16 protein-coding genes are annotated in these 18,607 nt (G+C 47.6%); 12 read left to right on the top strand and 4 right to left on the bottom strand.

The features are described 5' to 3' along the window. Nucleotides 1-321: 321 nt before the first annotated feature. The 6 genes from VLX91_14465 to def all read left to right on the top strand — a co-directional run bounded on the left by VLX91_14465 (nucleotide 322) and on the right by def (nucleotide 5,062). Nucleotides 322-1,020 (top strand): NlpC/P60 family protein, encoded by a 699-nt coding sequence (locus VLX91_14465; protein HUI31411.1) that lies wholly within the window; start codon nucleotides 322-324, stop codon nucleotides 1,018-1,020. After that, nucleotides 1,007-2,458: a menaquinone biosynthesis decarboxylase gene (locus VLX91_14470; GenBank protein HUI31412.1), complete on the top strand. Its 1,452-nt coding sequence runs from the start codon at nucleotides 1,007-1,009 to the stop codon at nucleotides 2,456-2,458. The genes VLX91_14465 and VLX91_14470 overlap by 14 nt, the downstream gene beginning before the upstream one ends. A 146-nt stretch (nucleotides 2,459-2,604) precedes the next feature. Further along, complete coding sequence (locus VLX91_14475) at nucleotides 2,605-2,991, top strand: hypothetical protein (GenBank protein HUI31413.1); 387 nt, start codon at nucleotides 2,605-2,607, stop codon at nucleotides 2,989-2,991. Between the two features lie 182 nt (nucleotides 2,992-3,173). Beyond that, nucleotides 3,174-3,629, top strand: coding sequence for a hypothetical protein (locus tag VLX91_14480; protein ID HUI31414.1), 456 nt, complete (start codon nucleotides 3,174-3,176; stop codon nucleotides 3,627-3,629). Further along, a complete protein-coding gene (locus VLX91_14485; protein ID HUI31415.1) occupies nucleotides 3,626-4,495 on the top strand; it encodes a hypothetical protein in 870 nt (289 codons plus the stop codon). The genes VLX91_14480 and VLX91_14485 overlap by 4 nt, the downstream gene beginning before the upstream one ends. A 6-nt stretch (nucleotides 4,496-4,501) precedes the next feature. Then, nucleotides 4,502-5,062: a peptide deformylase gene (def, locus tag VLX91_14490; GenBank protein ID HUI31416.1), complete on the top strand. Its 561-nt coding sequence runs from the start codon at nucleotides 4,502-4,504 to the stop codon at nucleotides 5,060-5,062. Between the two features lie 59 nt (nucleotides 5,063-5,121). On the opposite strand, the gene VLX91_14495 is transcribed toward def, so the two are convergent. From VLX91_14495 to VLX91_14510, 4 genes are all read right to left on the bottom strand, one after another. Next, nucleotides 5,122-6,423: a GWxTD domain-containing protein gene (locus VLX91_14495; GenBank protein HUI31417.1), complete on the bottom strand. Its 1,302-nt coding sequence runs from the start codon at nucleotides 6,421-6,423 to the stop codon at nucleotides 5,122-5,124. Next, nucleotides 6,410-7,480 carry a site-2 protease family protein gene (locus tag VLX91_14500; GenBank protein HUI31418.1) on the bottom strand — a complete coding sequence of 357 codons (1,071 nt, stop codon included), beginning with the start codon at nucleotides 7,478-7,480 and terminating at the stop codon, nucleotides 6,410-6,412. Before VLX91_14500 ends, VLX91_14495 begins: the two co-directional genes overlap by 14 nt. A gap of 296 nt (nucleotides 7,481-7,776) precedes the next feature. Beyond that, on the bottom strand, nucleotides 7,777-8,694 hold the full coding sequence (locus VLX91_14505; GenBank protein ID HUI31419.1) for an alpha/beta fold hydrolase: 918 nt from the start codon (nucleotides 8,692-8,694) through the stop codon (nucleotides 7,777-7,779). Nucleotides 8,695-8,805: 111 nt separating this feature from the next. Next, entirely contained in the window at nucleotides 8,806-9,339 is a 534-nt protein-coding gene (locus VLX91_14510; GenBank protein ID HUI31420.1) for an outer membrane beta-barrel protein, read from the bottom strand. Between the two features lie 362 nt (nucleotides 9,340-9,701). Here VLX91_14510 and VLX91_14515 point away from each other — a divergent pair, with 362 nt between their 5' ends. From VLX91_14515 to VLX91_14540, 6 genes are all read left to right on the top strand, one after another. Further along, nucleotides 9,702-10,439: a biotin--[acetyl-CoA-carboxylase] ligase gene (locus tag VLX91_14515; protein HUI31421.1), complete on the top strand. Its 738-nt coding sequence runs from the start codon at nucleotides 9,702-9,704 to the stop codon at nucleotides 10,437-10,439. Nucleotides 10,440-10,519: 80 nt separating this feature from the next. After that, on the top strand, nucleotides 10,520-11,320 hold the full coding sequence (locus tag VLX91_14520) for a type III pantothenate kinase (protein ID HUI31422.1): 801 nt from the start codon (nucleotides 10,520-10,522) through the stop codon (nucleotides 11,318-11,320). A 9-nt stretch (nucleotides 11,321-11,329) separates the two neighbouring features. Beyond that, nucleotides 11,330-11,830: a GNAT family N-acetyltransferase gene (locus VLX91_14525; GenBank protein HUI31423.1), complete on the top strand. Its 501-nt coding sequence runs from the start codon at nucleotides 11,330-11,332 to the stop codon at nucleotides 11,828-11,830. Next, nucleotides 11,827-13,278, top strand: a complete 1,452-nt coding sequence (gene glmM / locus VLX91_14530) for a phosphoglucosamine mutase (GenBank protein HUI31424.1) — start codon at nucleotides 11,827-11,829, stop codon at nucleotides 13,276-13,278. Before VLX91_14525 ends, glmM begins: the two co-directional genes overlap by 4 nt. After that, the gene (locus tag VLX91_14535) at nucleotides 13,278-13,682 is read left to right on the top strand and encodes a response regulator (GenBank protein ID HUI31425.1); all 405 of its coding nucleotides are present in this window, start codon (nucleotides 13,278-13,280) and stop codon (nucleotides 13,680-13,682) included. The genes glmM and VLX91_14535 overlap by 1 nt, the downstream gene beginning before the upstream one ends. Further along, nucleotides 13,666-18,603: a PAS domain S-box protein gene (locus VLX91_14540; protein ID HUI31426.1), complete on the top strand. Its 4,938-nt coding sequence runs from the start codon at nucleotides 13,666-13,668 to the stop codon at nucleotides 18,601-18,603. Before VLX91_14535 ends, VLX91_14540 begins: the two co-directional genes overlap by 17 nt. The last annotated feature ends 4 nt before the right edge of the window (nucleotides 18,604-18,607 follow it).

The following is an 18,607-nucleotide window of genomic DNA, read 5'->3' on the forward strand; positions in this document are numbered from 1 at the left end:
GCCTCACACGCTATTTATAACATCGAAAGAAAAAATAAGGTTTCAGGAAGTTCTATCAATCAGCTTGAGAGCCTGGCTGAGAATGAGTCTTGTCGATCAAGAATCAAGATTCAAGGTGCAATCGTCTATGCTACATGTGAATGGGTTCATCGATTTCCCGTCGCGAGATAATTCCATTAGGTCCGCACCGATATTGTCTGTCAGATGAAAAATACCCGTAAGCGATGTTGAAGTTTCTATCGCCACACAGTTGTCGGTGAATCCGTGGCCCTTCTTGTTATCTACACCTCTCTTTTTTATATTGTCAAAACAAATTCACCAATGATCAAAGCTCGTATCGCCCTAAGATTGTCTTCAATTTTTTCGATAGGGTCCGCCGCACTCATCCCCCTTTACTTCTCATTCTTCACCATTTGGGGCTGCACCGGCTCGTCGCCGCGGTTTGCGTCGGGGAATAACGGGAGTTCGGGTAATGGACCAAGATTTACGTTCGACCAAACACCCGAAGAACTTCAGGTGGAGAAAAGCGAAGCGAACACGGAAGATGACCATCATGTCAGCACCGAGAAAATGAAAACCGAAATCGATAAGATTGAAAAAGCACCTGCACCGCGAACTGCCGAAACTGCGCGCGACAAGATGATGGAAATAATCCTGTCCTATATGGGAACGCCCTACAGGATCGGCGGCACCGATCATTCGGGGATGGACTGCTCCGGTTTTTCGATGGTGGTTTTCGATTCGGCATTCGATATTCAACTTCCCCACTCCGCCCTTCAGCAATCTTCGCTCGGAGACAGAGCTTCGAAAGATGATTTGCACATCGGCGACCTGGTCTTTTTCAAGACTGTGCGGAACAGGATCAGCCATGTAGGAATTTATCTCGGCGATGATCTTTTCGCGCACGCGAGTGTGACGCAAGGAGTTACGATCTCATCTCTCGAGAGCACCTATTACAAAAGCCGGTACGCCAGCGCAAAAAAAATAATTCCGATGGATATCTCAAATGGCGTTCAATAACCTCGGCGAGTTCATCGAGTTTCTAAGAAAGAAACGAGAACTGAAAATAATTGACACCAAGGTCGATCCGAGCCTCGAGATCACGGAGATCGTTGACCGCGTTGTGAAATCGGGCGGCCCTGCACTGTTATTCACAAATGTTAAAGGAAGCGAGATCCCGCTTGCCATAAATTTATTCGGCACGAAACAGCGCATGGCGTCGTCGCTTGGCGTAGAAAATCTTGACGACATCGCCGGCAGACTCTCCGACCTGCTCAATCTCAAAGTTCCCGAATCGATCCTCGGCAAAGTAGCCATGCTGCCGAAGCTCATGGGGCTTGCCAGGTTCCCGCCAAAGATCATTAAGAAGGCGCCGTGCCACGATGTTGTGATTAGCCAGAAGGGCGTCGATCTTTATAAATTGCCGGTCACCAAATCCTGGCCGCAGGACGGCGGGTTATATATATTGTTCGGACAGGCAGTCACGAAAGATCCTGAAACCGGAACTCGCAATATGGGGCTTTACCGGCTGCAGGTCCTGGACAAAAACACCACTGCGATGCACTGGCAGAGGCATCATGGCGGAGCGGCACATTTCAGAAAAGCAAAAGAGACTGGAATGAAGCGGCTTGATGTCGCGGTCGTAATCGGGTGCGACCCGGCCACCATGTACAGTTCCAGCGCACCTTTGCCGGAAAGCATCGAGGAATATTTGTTTTCGGGTTTTTTGAGAAACGAGCCCGTGGAATTGGCAAAGTGTAAAACGGTTGACCTGGAAGTCCCGGCGGAATCCGAGATCGTCCTTGAAGGATACGTCGATACGGAAGAAGATCTCCGGTTAGAAGGACCGTTCGGCGACCACACCGGGTTTTATTCTCTGGCAGATTATTACCCGGCGTTTCACGTTACGACGATCACGACCCGCAAGAAACCAATTTTCGTTTCCACGATCGTCGGCCAGCCGATAATGGAAGACGACTGGATGGGATACGCCACTGAAAGGATTTTTCTTCCGCTCGCGAAGCTGGTAATCCCTGAGATCGTCGATTACCACATGCCCTTCGAAGGCATCTTTCATAACCTCGTTTTCGTCTCAATCGACAAGCAATATCCCGGGCACGCGTTCAAAGTTATGAACGGGCTCTGGGGAATGGGACAGATGATGCTTGCAAAAGTCATCGTTGTGGTGGACAAAGATGTAAATGTGCAAAATACCTCCGAGGCATGGTGGTACGCTCTTAACAACATAGATCCTCAGCGAGATGTAATTTTCACGAAAGGTCCGGCTGACGTGCTCGATCATTCAGCCCAGCATTTCAGCTTCGGATCGAAAATGGGGATTGACGGAACGCGAAAATGGCCAGATGAAGGATTTACCCGTCCCTGGCCGGATAAAATCATAATGTCTGATGAAATAAAAAAATTAGTGGACTCTAAGTGGAAATCATACGGCTTTTGATACCAAGGATTCTGAATCTCGGATCCCGAATTGATCGTCAGGGACCAGTATTTCAAAATTCTAAGTCTTTACTTCTTATCACAATTGCTTTGGCGATGCTGTCCGCCTCTTGTTCTAAAAAACCAGTTGAACTTTACAGGGAAGGGATGAGTTCTTTCACAGCGGGAAAATATGCAGACGCACAAGAATCCTTCGCAAGGGGCATCAAAAAAAATGTACAATCCGACATTTTCGGGAAGGGTGACAGTCTCTACGCAGGGTTTATCGCAGCGAACCTGGTTACGGGAAAATATTCGGCCGTCAACTCCGCTTACAACGACTTCACAGATTCAATTCATGCTTCTCTCGTTAGAATGTATGGCGAAAAGACCATGATGCTGATCGGTGCAACCACTAAGATCATTCCGTATAAAGCCGAAGGCGGAAACAAACTCCCTTCCGATTTCCCGGAGACAGTCGCAGTCCAAGGAATCGCGGATCACAAAGATTTTGCCGCCATTAAGCAGCAAATAGACGACATTATCAGGAAGTGATTGTTTTCAATATTAAGCATCCAACCGTGTCTCAGATATTTTGCAGAAGGGGAGGCCCCATCCGTTGCATCAGGCGCATCTCGCGTAATATGATGAACCGGAGCCTATTTCATTATTCCTTCATCCCATTATTCTTTCTTCTAAGCTTCAATAACATTGACTACCCAAGGATTGATAGGTTTGTGCACTCAATCGAAGATGTGATTTCCACTCTCGAACAATACCATCAGCAGCATGATAAGCTGCGCGGAAAAATGGATTTTGCTGTCAAGTCGATCAATTTCTACAAGGAAACAAATCTTAACACGAGCGCTTCATTTTACTTCACAAGGGTCTCTGTGACCCGCAGTGGGGAAACGAGGGCATCGGTGGACTTGAGACTTGGACTTGAGGATGGCACGGTGATCGATACAAGCTGGGCCGACAGCGCAGGCGAGTCTTCGAGTGTTTTTGAATTCAAGACCGGCTCTCCGCCGGAATATGCACAACTTGATCCCTGGGATAAAATCCCAAATGACTCCAATTATTCCAACAACAGCCTTATGGTGGAAGATTTTCTTTTGCCCGTCATAAAGTGGATCAACCGGGTGTTCGACTTCGTCCAGAACATTTTGTTAAGCGCCGGAGCAATCGTTTGAACACCAACGTACTCGAAGCCGTAATCAGCGGTATAAAGCGGTCGATTAGAGATTGGAGATTATGGGTCGGGGTTTACATTTTCAATCTCATGTTCGCAGCAGTCTTGAGTCTCCCATTTGCTGAAATTTTTGTGAAAGACATTTCGCGGAGTTTTGTGGGGAAAGATCTGATGAACGGTTTCAATTACAAGTGGTTTGCCAGTTTTGTCGGCAATAACGCCGACTTTTTCAAGGCTTTTGTGCCGCAGGTAATTTTCATCCTCACGATTTATGCTTTTGCGGAAATTTTGTTCGCTGGAGGTTTTTACTCGGGTTATTCCGGAAAAGTCAAAATGAAATTCGGGGAATTTCTCTCACGCGGAACCAAGTTTTTCTTTCCGCTTCTTGCCGTAACAGCAACGGAATGTGCAATTTTGTTTTCAATGTTTCTCTTAATAAATCCCGATCTCTCTTATCCCCCGCGCGAATTAACCGCCGCTCCGCTGTTCTACTATTCCATTATTCCTCTCGTAATGATTGTCAGCCTTTTTGCCGATTTTACAAGAGCCGCTATCGTTATCGACGGCGATAATCTTGGGAACAAGATTAAGCACGGAGTGAGCTTCACGATTTTGCACCCGCTGTCGACTACCGGCGTTTATGCTTGCTGCCTGTTGATAAGCGCGGTAGTTCCCGCTTTATATTTTGCTTTCTATCAAATCAATGATTCGACTACTGCGGAAGGGATCTTTATCGAGATTGTTTTCTCGCAAATTTTCGTTTTGCTTAGAATTTTTTCAAAACTTATCTTTTATGCCGCCGAAGCGATACTCTACAAAGAGAATCAAATCGAGGTTATAAAAGTAAAACCTGAAATGCTGGAGTAATTCAAGATGATATTGCCGATACATTTGTATGGCACAAGAGTGTGGGACGGCCCGCCTAAGAAAGTTACCAGATTTGACGACAATCTCGTCGGTTTAATCAGGGACATGTTTGAGACCATGCGCAACGCCGATGGGATCGGCCTGGCCGCAAACCAAGTAGGACTGCAGCTGGCACTTGCAGTGATGGACATCTCCGAAATGGAAGATTACAAGAATGAGAAACCGCTTATTGTCATCAACCCGGAGATAGTCGAATCGAAAGGCGAATGCGCAATGGAAGAAGGTTGTCTAAGTATTCCAGGAATTCGGGACGAAGTGAAGCGAGCCGAATCTGTTAGAGTCAGATTCACGAACGGGAATTCGGAGCGAGTTGAAACAGAACTGTCGGGAATGTGGGCGCGAGTGTTCCAGCATGAGTACGATCATCTTCAGCAGAAATTTTTCATCAACCGGCTGTCCAACGTAAAAAGACAAATACTCAAGCCGAAGCTATCAAAGATCAAAAAGGGGAACATGCAGGCAAAATATCCGGTATTCTCGACGGTTGACGAGAGGAAAAAAAGATAGATCGGAAGTTCGCCGAACCCGCTATCCCGAAGCTCGACCTGCAGAAAAAAGCCGTTGGATCACGTTCCACCCGTTTTCGCCAATCTGTAATTGCCATTCCTGAATTCGTCGACGAACACGAACCTTAGCTTCAACTTGTCGTAATACCACGCCTGATACGGAGCGCTGTTTGCAGAGGGTCCGGCGCTCAAGCTGTTGAGGTGGCTTTCAATACGATCCGGTTTTCCGTAAAGAATATAAATTCTGCCGCGGTCGGTTTGCCATCCCGATCCAAGCGATGTTCCAAATTGTTCATCTGCCTCCTGAACCCTCTTGTAGAATTCCCCGCGGATTGCTTCGGCAACTACGGTGTCATCACGCGCACGAGTGAGCCAGAACGCCTTCATCTCCTTGTCTTTCTCTTTACGGCTTGAGCGCTGAAGCGAGTCAAATTCTCCGTGTGCCATGATGTATGCAAGCGGGCCGGCATCGCGGTCAAACACACGCGCATCGCCTGGAGAATTACTTCGCATTACTTTGAACGATGTCTCAGCAAAATCACCTCCGGCGGAAATTCGAAGATCGTAGACTGCCGATCCGAGCCCGCTGGCGTTTACCGGCAGGCGGTAGTGTTGGACCGTGGAAATCTGATTCAACTCGTATGTAGTGTCAATCGACGTCGGCGCTTCCGTCGACTTTGCAATCAAGTGAAGAGAAATATCGGTCGGGATCCTCTTAGCTGTCAGATAAAAATCTGCAAGGAGAGGCTCGCCCGGATTTACGACTAATTCGTCCGCGTTTGTATCCGGGCTATTGTAAACCAGGACATCACTCACATCGACCGAGTCGCGGAAAAAATCCTTGAAATAACATTCACTCTCGCTCGACAGAGTAGTGTTGGTGTTCAGGTCTAGAAGCCTCAAGGTCAAATAGTATCGGCCGGGCTGCATGGTCACACTGTCTTGAAAGGAATCATACATCCGGGACGAAGTCGTCTCTGAATATTTTCGCGCGGTTATTCTATGATCGAAAGTTTTTGAATAGCGGCTTTCCGTCATCTGTTCATCAGAATACAGACTTATCGACAGCTGATAATGTGCTGTATAGAGAGAATCAGTCTTTATGAAAATCAAGTCACTATACCGAATCCTGGCGCGCAGATCGCCTTCGGTTGAATCGGAACTTTCAGACGGATAATTCACGATGGAGAATCCGAATCTCGGACTCGCAAAGGCATGTCCCGCTCCGGACGTGAACGTTTTCGTTTGAGGTGCACAGCCTATGACCGCAAAACTCATTGCCAATACTGAAAGCGTACTTTTCAAGAGAGCACCTAATTTTTTTCCGGGCCGAATCTTCCCCGATATCCTAATCTTTTCCATTGAACACATCCGATGCTTCCAACAGTTTTTCGACTGTGATGATTCCTTTGAGTGTGCCGTTATCCTCAACCGGTGCCACAGTAAGGTGAGCGGCACGAAGCGCCGTCAACGCCGAGGCGGCGGTTCCATTCACGTCGATTATCGGGAAACTTCTCCTCGCGATTTCTCCGACCTTTATTTCATGCTGGTGGTGGTGAAGAGACTCTATCACAGCTGAGCGCGTAAGGACGCCGACAAACTTTCCATCACTTACGACGGGGAAATCATTTTGAAAAGTATGTAAAGATTTTTCTACCACTGCAGTCAACGGTTCGTACGGCGAGATGGTTTTGAAATCCTTGATCATCAACTCGCCGACGGTGATTTTCTCAAGCTTTGAAGAAAGGACCGCGGCTTCAGCTTCTGAACTTGCGCCGCTGAAGACAAAAATGCCGACGAGTATGAGCCACCAGTTATAAAAAAATCCCACGATAATAAAGCCGATCGCGAAAAGTTTGCCGACATCGGCGGCAAGCCTTGTGGCTTCGAGATATCCTTTTTTCATCGCTATTATGCCCCGAAGAATTCTCCCGCCATCCATCGGGTATGCCGGAATGATGTTAAAAAGTCCGAGCATTACGTTCGCCCAGAAAAGATCTACCACCATGTTTCCGCTTTGGAGTGTGATCTCGGAAAATTGAATAGATGAGTCAACCGACTTCCCGAACAAAAGGAGCACCCCGGCGATCACGAAATTCGAAACGGGACCTGCGATCGTTATCCCCACTTCTTTTGCAGGATCGCGGGGTATCTCGGTGATCTGTGAGATACCTCCGATCGGGGATAGAATTATTGAGGCGATAGTGAGCCCGTACGATCTTGCTACTAAGCTGTGTGCAAGCTCATGAAAAAGGACGCAGACGAAAATTAATGCGCAGAAGACGACGCTATAGAAGCCTGCCTCGGGACCGCGCATCGTCGATTCCACGTACCATATGAATGCAAGGAGGAGCAGGAATGTGTAATGAACCCTTATAGGAATGTTGAACAACCGACCGGCCGGAAACGACCACCGCATCTAATTCTCGTTTCTTTGAATTTAAATCTCGGTTACATAAATGACAAGAAATTCGATTCCCGATGATTTCCAATGCAACGCGCTCAAATCATTTTTTTGACAAAGAATTTGTGCCGTTGGTTTAGCGTGGGACCCAGAAAACTTTCTATAATTGTGGATTTTAAGGACAAAGATGAAAAATTTTTAATGTAACAAAACGGCTGATGTGTCGTCTAATCAAGTAGCCAGCACTCAAAGAAGGAACCTACCTAGAATGCCTCCTTCTACCCGCCCTTGCCCAGGGCGGGTTTCTTTTTTTATAACGATTTGAGCGGATTCGAGGATCCGTCGCTCCTCATGAACTCCACAAGTTCCTTCAGATAATCTTTTCCCCCTTTTTCGAGAACATCCACATGTCCGGCATCAGCAACTATCATAAGCCGCGCGTTCTTGTTGAGGCCCTTCAGCCTCTCGGGATATTCTCTTTTCACTGAACGATCTTTCTCGCCGTGGACGATGAGAATCGGCACATCGACTCTTCGAATGTCGTCAGCAGGCGAAACCTCGGATGCTTTGAATTTTGCGAGGTGCTCAGCCCGCTTCAGCACGAGCTTCAAAAGGACTTTGCTCCTGATTCCTATCTTGCGCACCTGATGATCCAATGCAATGGAGAACAGATCGTAAAACGGCGCAACCGCGATCAAACGGCTCACCCTCTTGTCAATTGCAGCAGTCTGTACGGCAATCGCCGCACCCATCGACACGCCAAGAAGGGTTATATCCATACTATGACATTCTGATTCTATTTTATCTATCAATGCGACGACGTCGTGTTTTTCGTAATAGCCGAATGTGCAATAATCTCCTCCGCTGTCACCATGTCTTCGCATATCGATCAGGAAGACGCGCCCGCAAAATCCAGAAAGCTGCTTTGCATAATTCAACCCGCTAACTTTTGAATCCGTTATGCCGTGCAGGTAGATAACCGCGCCGTTATGTTCATTAGAGTCCTGAGGTTTAATTTCCCAATAGCTGAGCGATATGCCGTCTCCCGTCTTTAACAAACCTTCCTTGAAATCCAGCCCTATCTGTGATGGATGACTGAAACCGAATTTTTGTTGATAATATTCCGGGGTTCGTCGATGCGGGAATAAAAGCATCCTCGGTCCGACATAAAGTATGGAAAGAAATGCCGCCAACACGATAGCTGACAACGCAGCAAAGAATGCTATCATTTATGAAATTATCTTATGAAAAATGGAATGAATTTTCAACGAAAGCATTAAAATAAAAAAGGCCGCTCAGTGATGAAAAGCGGCCTTAGAATATCTTCGTACTTTACCGTACTAGAACTTGTAATCCACACCAACCGCAAAAATGTAGAAACCGAATCCTACGCGGGCCTGCAACGCCCAACTGTCACTTAGAAAATACCTGATTCCTGCGCTGCCACCAAGAGTAAACCCGCCAGCTGTCGGGCTGCTTAGTCCCGAGCCGCCGCTCCAAGACCATGTCGCTATTTCGTAGCCGAGAACTAAACCGAGGAACGGATCCCACTTCTTGTTGTCAAGCACAAAGTGGTACATACCGGATACACCGATATCTATGTATGTCCAGGATCCTCCAAATCCAAGTTCATTTTCGCTCCAATGGTAATAATCGAGCAATCCACCGATACCTATGATTCCAGGTCCAACTTCGCCTGGATTTGTTATTCCACGCTCATAATCGGCCCCGAGTGTAAGAGTACTCCCAACACCGCTCAACCCAATATGGACGCCAGCATAGTTCTTTTGGTTCTCAAATTGTGCACTTGCACTTGACGCAAAGAACGCAACCATCATAACCGCAAATAGCCACGTAGAAAGTTTGCGAATCATTGTGTTTCTCCTTTGTTTTTAATTTGTTTCAAATTAGCCCTTACAAAGACAGAATCGAAAAGTCGCGGCAACTTCATGAACCTTATGCTTGCCTCGCTCAGATTTAAGCGAGTCTCGTTATGTGAGTTAGCCGCACTCAATTTCAATAGGATAAAGTTTCTTCTTTTTCACAACAAAAGCAAGTGCTTTCTGAGAAATTGTGATTGAGGTCTCAAAATATTCCATGACCGAAAACGCATGAAGATTCGCCCACCAAGAGGAACGGATCTTAATGGTTCTTGCTTCGTTCCGCGCAGATTAGACGGGGCCCTTCATTTGAATATTTTGCATTCGGCGTGATGGTAATTTAAATTTATAAAAACTTGAATTACGATATTTATCGGTTCGATAAGATCGACTCCACCAATTCCCATCTGTTGAAGCTCGGAGAGGAAGGTTTTCCTGAAGGCACGGTTGTGGTTTCAGACGAGCAGACCTCCGGCCGCGGCAGGCTTGGAAGAAGCTGGGAATCGGAACCGCAAACAAATCTTTTGTTCTCGCTCCTCCTCCGGCCGCATTTTCTCCAGCGTGACGAAGTGTTCATCTTGACTTTCGCGGCGGCAGTCTCCGCTGCAAGAGCTATCGAGAAGGTTGCGCAAGTACAGCCGCAGCTCAAATGGCCGAACGACGTTTTGTTAAACGACAGGAAAGTCTGCGGAATCTTGCTCGAATCGGATTTCGACTTGAACGGCTTGAACCACGTTGTACTTGGCATCGGCGTGAACGTTAATCAGGAAAATTTCTCGCCGGCAATATCTAACCGGGCAATTTCGCTGCGGCAGTTTACCGGAAAAACATTCGACCGCGATGAAATTCTCTTTTCAATCTTGTCGGACTTTTCTTCCGTTTATGAGTCGCTGCAAAGACACGATTTTTATTCGGTCATGAAAAAATGGCGTGATCGCTCCGTCATGTTAGGCGAGAAGATTTCAGTAAGTGTAGCCGGAAACACATTCAATGGCATCTGTGATGGGGTGACGGACGACGGCGCGCTTGTTCTTCGGACTGACGATGGATTGAAAAGATTTACAGCGGGAGATGTAAGTATATTAAAGGCTTGACCGGGAATTCCGCAAAACATGAAAAAACTGTGCTCATCACGTCTCATTTATAATCTTGATTTGAAAAGTTGAGGGAACCCATGCTCCTTTGCATCGATGTAGGAAATACGACAACTCAATTCGGCGTTTATGACACCAAGAAACTGAAACGAGACTACCGTGTCGCCAGCGAAGTTGTCAGGACGGAAGACGAAATCGGCATCGTCGTCTCGTCGCTGTTGCAGCACGACGGAATCAAGCCGCGAAAGGTAAATGGCGTCGGCATTTCATCCGTCGTTCCGAATCTAACAGGTATCCTGGAACGAATGTCGAAAAAATATTTCAATTGCGATCCTCTCGTCATCACTTCCGAGCTGGAATTAGGAATAAGAGTGGACTACGATGAGCCGAAAGCGATCGGCAGCGACAGAATCTGCGTCGCGGTTGCTGGCTTCAAAAAATACGGCGGGCCGCTGATAATTCTTGATTTTGGAACGGCAACCACGTTCGACGTCGTTTCAAAAGACGGAGTTTATCTAGGTGGCGCAATTGCCCCCGGAATCGAAACCGCGGCAGCGGATTTACAACGGCGGGCCGCAAAACTTCCCCGAATTGAATTAAGCTTTCCGGACGAGGTTATCGGCAAGACGACCGTCGCAAGCATGCAGAGCGGAATAATGTTCGGCGCCGTCGATGCCATGGAAGGGATAGTGAGGCGTATAAAGATATCGCTCGGCGCGGAATCGAAAGTCATCGCGACCGGTGGATACTCAAAGATAATTGCGGCGAAGACTAAAGTGATTGACCATATCGAACCGGCTTTGGTTCTCGAAGGGATTCGCATTATTTACAAAGCGAATAAAAAGGAAGCCGGACGCAAAAGATTAGAAAACAATCGTTAGGTTTTAATTGTGATTACGATACCGAAAGTTCCCGAAAAAAACTTCGTCGTTCGCCCGGCGAAAAAGTCGGATTTACCTGCTGTCGTCAAGATGAGCCATGGCGTCAGCGAAATAGAAAATTTCCCGGGCCAAAAAATGAAAGTCGAAGACTTCATCCACTTCACCAAAGGAGATGGCGCGCTGATGCTCGTTGCTGAGTCGAGGGGAACACGTCGAGCTCGATCCCGCAGTGCAGGAGAAGTCGTCGGTTACATAACGGTATACCAGTCAGAGAACTATTTCTATCTCCCCTATGCTGTCACGAAAAAAGGTTGGCGAAGGCACGGTGTCGGCGGTGCATTGCTGGAACGGGTTGAGGCACTGGCTAAAGAGGCAAAGGTGGAGTATATTTTGATGAGCGTTTATGTATACAATTTGAGCGTTCACACTTTTCTGAAGGAGCGTGGATATACAGCGAGCAAGAGACTGATTCAATATTCAAAAATAATTGCGGGCAAAAAGAAAAAATGAGCAAGTCAGCCACGAGGCAGGTATCAAAGCCATCGAAGCGTAAATCACGCAAGAAAGTTCTTTCACGGAGAGGTTCATCCGCACAAGAATCACCGCAGAAATTGATGGTGAGCATCTCGGGACTGCGAGGTATCGTCGGTGAGTCGCTTGTTCCGGAAGTCGTAGTCAAATATGCCAATGCGTTTGCGATGTTCACAGGCCGGAAAAAGATTGTTATCGGTAGAGATGGCAGATATCATGGTGCAATGCTCGCGGAAATTTTAGCCGGGACTCTTGCAGCAAACGGGTGTGATGTTATGGACATAGGTATTTGTCCGACGCCCACCGTTCAACTTGCCGCTGAACATTCCGATACCGCCGGCGGAATTGCGGTGACGGCCAGTCATAACCCGCTTGAGTGGAACGGACTCAAATTTATCAACGATCACGGTGTATTCCTGGATGCCGAAGAAAATAAAAGGCTGTGGTCATACGTAGAGAAAAAAACGAAATATTCCTCTTATGAAACCACCGGCACAATTGAGCATAACGACTTTTTTCTCCGCGACCATATTAGACGCGTGCTTGCCATAAAGTCGGTAGATGTAGAAGCGATTCGCAGGCGTCATTTCAAGGTTGTAGTCGACTGTGTCAACGCGGCAGGATCCATGGTCGTGCCGCAACTCCTGCACGAGCTCGGCTGCATCACCGTAAAGATGAATTGCGACGGCTCAGGAAAATTTCCGAGGAAACCGGAACCGCTGCCTGAAAATTTGACCGAGATAATGCTCGGGGTTAAATCCGAAGGTGCAGACCTAGGAATCGTTGTCGATCCGGATGTCGACCGCCTGGTTCTGATCACCGAGAAAGGTGAACCCTTCAGCGAGGAATATACGATTGCACAGGCAGTGAAATTCATTTTTGAAAAAACGCCTGTTGAGCAGAGGATCGCCGCGGTGAACTTGTCGACGACTCGTGCGGTAGACAAAATTGCTCGCGAACTCGATGGAAAAATCTATCGTTCCGCGGTCGGTGAAATAAACGTCGTGAAGAAAATGAAAGAGATGAATTCAGTCATCGGAGGTGAAGGAAGCGGCGGAGTGATCTTACCGGAAGTTCATTATGGCCGCGACGCACTCGTGGGAATCGGGATCACGCTTCAGCATCTGCTGGAGTTCGGCGGGACGCTTTCCGAGATGAAAAATTCTCTTCCGAAGTTCGAAATCGTCAAAAAACGGATCGCACTTGGCAAGAAGAGCCCCGAGAAGATAATCGCGGCAATCAAGAAGCATTACTCAAAATTTGAGATGAACACGGAGGACGGGCTAAAGATCGACGCTGCCGATTATTGGATTCACCTCCGAAAATCCAATACCGAGCCGATCATCCGAGTTATCGCCGAAGCCGCAACCGAAAAAGAAGCTAGATCCCGCGCAGACGAAATTGAAAACCTGGTGGGAAGTCTCTGATGTCTTATCTCATTCTGATTGCCGATGACAATGTCGACAACATTTTGCTGATCAAGAGAATTTTAAAGCGTTCCAGCTTAAACCTCGAGTTCATGGATGCCGAGACAGGACGCGACGCTATCGAACTCGCCATGAGGAGAAAACCGGATCTGATTTTGCTGGACATGAAAATGCCCAACATGAATGGTTATGAAGCGGCGGCGGCCCTGAGGCTCAGCGAGGGAACGAACACAATCCCTATCATAGCCGTCACTGCACAAGCGATGTTGGGTGACAAGGAACGGGCGCTGCAGGCCGGGTGCAACGAGTATTTGACAAAGCCGCTTGACCCCATCCTTCTAATTGACACTGTAAAAAGATATTTGGCGGGAAAATCCGATGGAGAAAATGACGAAAAAAAATAAAGGTCTTCTCTCTCTCGGTATCGGAGTCGGGAGTGCATGGGCGTTTGCGATCTTGATCGTATTTCTCGCAAACAGGCTTCATCCCAACATGTCGCGAGATCTTCTTATCGATTCCATCTTAATAACAAACATGATTTCGGTTGCGATTTCCTTATTTGCGTTTTCCCGGTACGCCGTGCTTCGGGAAAGACTTCTTGAGTTCATAGCGTTCGCGTTTCTCATCGGCGGTTTCATAAGAATCACCGGAATCATAATATCTGATCTTGGGATCTTCTGGCAAGGTGAGCATGCTTTTTATTTTCAACTCGCAGCATGGCAGGGCGGGGAATTCCTACTCGGATTGATGCTCGCGGTGGGAACACTTTTGGTTTGGATTTTCCCCAAATCTAAATCCGTGCTTCTCGATGTTTTTGCAGCCATCGTAATCGCGTCAATAGTGGTCTTTGTCATCATGTTAGTTTCAAGCAAATACTCCCTGGGCGGACAAATATCATTCGGCAATTTACGCTTGCTGACATTCGCTGCGTCGGGTCTATTTCTGATTTCATTCATCGGGGTCAGTAGAAACTACGTCAGGTATCCGACGCTTTTCAATTATTCGATCAGCATCACTCTATTCCTTCTGACCTTCGCAGGGATGGTCAAATCTTTTTCCTCTTCCGTTACTGATACCGCATCGACGGCTGAGGCGGGGTTGACCTTGATGGCATATCTCATCGGTGCAATCGGAAGTCTTACTGATGTCGGACAAATTTTCAATGAGTACGTCAGGAGTTCTGAAAAAATAAAGGCGGCAAATGAGGAACTGCAAAAATACGAGATCTATATAGAGAAGGTCCCCGATCCGATATTAATCACAAATGAAGATGGAGTGACACTTTACGTTAATCCCGCCTTTGAGGAGAATTTCGGATATTCACTTGCAGAAATGAAGAAGAAAGGATTTTACGATATCTATGATGCGGATGATAGAGAAAAAGCTGCGCAGCACGTCGGTCCGGTAAATGACGGGACAGGCGGGGAATTAGAGCTGACGCTGGTAAAGAAAGACGGGCAGAAGATAGACTCGCTTTTGAATTCGGCGCCTATCATCATAGACGGCAAGCGGCTCGGAAGGATAACAATTTATAGAGACATAACGAGAAGAAAACAGCTTGAACATCGCAACCAGGTTCTCAGTGCCGCGGTTGAGAATACTGATGAGGCGATCTCGTTGACGGATCCGGGTGGACGCGTTACCTTCCTGAACTCGGCGGCAGAAAAACTCTTCGGCTACACCCTCGAGGATTTGCCCAGGGGAAGCCTGTGGGCGCTGGTTTCCCCGGGGTTCGGGTACACGAACGCAAGGGAGATCTATGTTCGGACCGTCCGCAGCGGGACCTGGCGGGGCGAAGTCCTGAACCGTAAGAAGGATGGAACAGAGTATTACATATCATTAAGCACAAGCTCGATCAAGGATAACAACGGGAAAGTCATTGCATTGGTCGGGATCTGCGAGGATATCACCGAGAAAAAATGGGAAGAGAGGAGAAAGGAAGCCGTCTACCGTGTGGCACAGCTGGCAATTTCAAGCGGAAGACTCTCGGAGCTTGCGCAGTCGGCGGTGGAGCTTCTCGCAGAAATTCTCAACGCACCCCTCGCGGTCATGTATTCATACGATGAGAAAAATATTACGCTTGAATTAATCGCTCAGCACAACGCATTGAGAAAGAATCTAAATTTTCCGATTCTCCAGAGATTGGAGACCGAGCCCGGAACCGATGCAACCAGAGCAGCAAAATCCTGCGCCACAATATTTGGCGGGCAGCTCTCCGACACTGAATTCTCCCTATTCGAAGACGAGCCGCTGTTCCATGATGCTAAGGGCATGGTGAGCATACCTCTCCTAAGCTCAGGGGAGCTTATCGGCGTCATCCAATACGTGACGACAGTTGCCGAAGGCGGCATTAAGCATGAGATGAACTTAGCCGAAGTCGCAGCATCTGAGCTCGCAGTCGGCATACAGAGGCTGAGGCTGGCGTCAAAGATTGCCGAGCAGGCTGATCAGCTTGAAAAAATATTTGCCAGCGCCGCCGAAGGGATAATGCTCGTAAACAGACTGGGCAGAATATTACTCATGAACGAAGGCGGGAAAGAAATATTTGGAATCAAAGATGTTCCGGAAATCAAGTTTGGGCAATATACCGAAATTTTCGGAATGCGCATGTTAGATGGTTCCCGCCTTCCCGAAAACATTAATCCCGTGAAATTGGCCGCGCTCGACGGAAAGAATGTCCGGAATTTCGAGTTTACTATTACGCGCTTTGGAGTAGTGAGGGTGCTCTCGATAACCGTTTCACCTTTGATCGATCCGAGCGGCAGTCTCAGCGGAGCAGTTGCAATTTTCAGCGACATCACCGATCGAAAAAAGAACGAGGAGAGAATCGCTTACCAGGCAATGCTTCTCCGGGAAGTGAACGACGCAATAATCGCCGCCGACCGGAAGGGAAAAATCACTTCGTGGAATCCAGCGGCAGAGAGATTATACGGCTGGAAATCCGAAGAGGTCATCGGGTTGCCGTATGATGATGTGATCCAATCGGGTTATAAAGGAGTCACGCGTGATGAAGTGGCGCTCGAAAAAAACAACTTGTGGCGCGGTGAAGTGATCAATTATTCCAAAGGAGGAAAAGAACTTTACATTGACTCTTCGGTAGCCATGGTGCGGGACTCCGGCGGAGCTTCCACCGGAACCGTATCAATAAATAGGGACATTACCGAACAGAAGAAGAATGAAATTGCAATCAAGAAGCAGAACAAAAGACTTTCGGTGATCAATAGAACGGCATTTGCTGTAAGAGATGCCTTAGATGTCTCGGAGATCTTGAATAAGAGCTTGACGCGGTTACTCGAGTTTGAGGATGTCTCCGCGGCGGCAATTTACTTATTGAATGAGAGATCGGAAAATCTGGAGCTTACGGCATCGCTAGGATTCAGTCAACGTTTCGAAAAAGACCAACAGACTCCTAAATCTACCGAGGGTCTGTTTTCCGAAGTAATGAACCATGGCGAAGCAATGATTTTTCCGGAAATAGAAAAAGCTCTTGACCGCTCGGACATTTTTAAAACCCTTGCGGAAGAAACAATGACGTCTGCAGTGATCATCCCGATTATCGGAACCCGCAAGGCACACGGAGTGCTCGTCACTGCAGCAAAAGAAAAATCCGATGTCACTCAGACCGACAGAGAATTTCTTATGATGGTGTCGCGCGTGATCGGCGCTGCAGTCGAAAATGCCTTCCTATACTCGGATGTGCTGGAGAAATCCAAGGAGCTTGAAGACTCTAACGAACAACTGAGGATGTCGAAAGTCTGGGTCGAAGAAGCCAATGCACAGCTTGTTCAGGCAAATCAGCAGCTTGAAGACGCGAGCCGCCTGAAAAGCCAGTTCCTCGCTAATATGAGCCACGAGCTCCGTACGCCTCTAAATTCAATTATAGGCTTTACAAACTTAATCTTGACCGACGATGCTCAGCCTCCGACCGGGGACCAAAAAGAAGGCTTGGACATCGTTCTCAGAAATGCGAAGAATCTCCTCGCTCTCATCAACGATATCCTTGATCTATCAAAGATAGAAGCCGGTCGAATGACAATTGCCCCTGAAGAATTTAAGATAGACGCCGTCGTCAATGACGCGCTTACAACCGTTGAGCCTCTCATCGGCGACAAGCCCGTCAAGCTGCTCGGTGAAATTGATTCTGCAGTGCCGGCGATCCAATCCGATCCCGCGAGAATAAAACAGATTATCCTGAACCTTCTAAGCAACGCGGCAAAATTCACGGATGAGGGTCACATAAAGGTTGCGGTGAAAATGCTTGATCAAAACTTCGTGAGTGCCGCGGTGGAAGACACCGGGACCGGAATCCCTCCGGAATTTCTCGAGGTCGTATTCGAGGAATTCAGACAGGTGGACGGGTCGAATACCAGGAGACATGGTGGTACCGGCCTGGGGCTGGCAATCTCACGAAAGCTGGCGCGGATGCTCGGCGGAGATTTGACTGTCCGAAGCGAAGTCGGCAAAGGTTCGACTTTCACATTGACCATTCCTTTAGTTTACCTTCCCATCGAGAAAACAAAAGCGGAAGAACAGGTTCAAGCTGCCCCTTCGACCTCGGCTTCCGAAGGAGCCGTTGCGCGGGCGGGCAACTTGGTGGTGTGCATTGACGATGACCCGGAAGTTCTTCTTCTTTTGAAGAACCACCTGGTTTCAGAGGGGTTCGAATTCTATGGCGTAACTGATTCGAGAAACGCCGTCGATACTGTTCGTCAATTCAGGCCGGTTCTTGTTACGCTTGATATCATGATGCCGAACAAGGACGGCTGGCAAATTCTCCAGGAATTGAAATCGGATCCCGACCTCAAAGATATTCCTGTCATCATCCATACCGTCGTTGACAATAAAGCACTTGCAGTTTCGCTCGGCGCCGAATCATACCTCATCAAACCCGTCCAACCGGAGAAAATCATATCTGTAATCAGAAAATATACCGGGACAGACGAAGGAGAAATACTTGTCGTCGACGACAACGAAGATTTCACAAACTTTCTCCGCAATTTGCTGGAGAAAAGTAAATTTACAATATACACGGCCCGGAACGGTGTTGAGGCTATTAAGCTTTTACATAGGGAAATCCCGCGGCTTGTTTTCCTCGATTTGCTAATGCCCGAAATGGACGGTTTTGAAGTCGTCGAGAAAATGTATGAAGATGAAAAACTGAAAGAAGTCCCGATCGTTGTCCTGACGGCGAAGGAAGTCACGAGAGACGAACGGGCCAAACTCAACTCAAAAATAAAAAATGTCGTCAGAAAAGAAGGCCTCACGAGAGAAATTATTTTGCGCGAGGTTAACAAATTCATACAACGAAAAGTCGAGCGAGCTTGAATTC

The organism is Candidatus Acidiferrales bacterium, from assembly GCA_035515795.1.
Lineage (GTDB): Bacteria > Bacteroidota > Ignavibacteria > Kryptoniales > JAKASW01 > JAKASW01.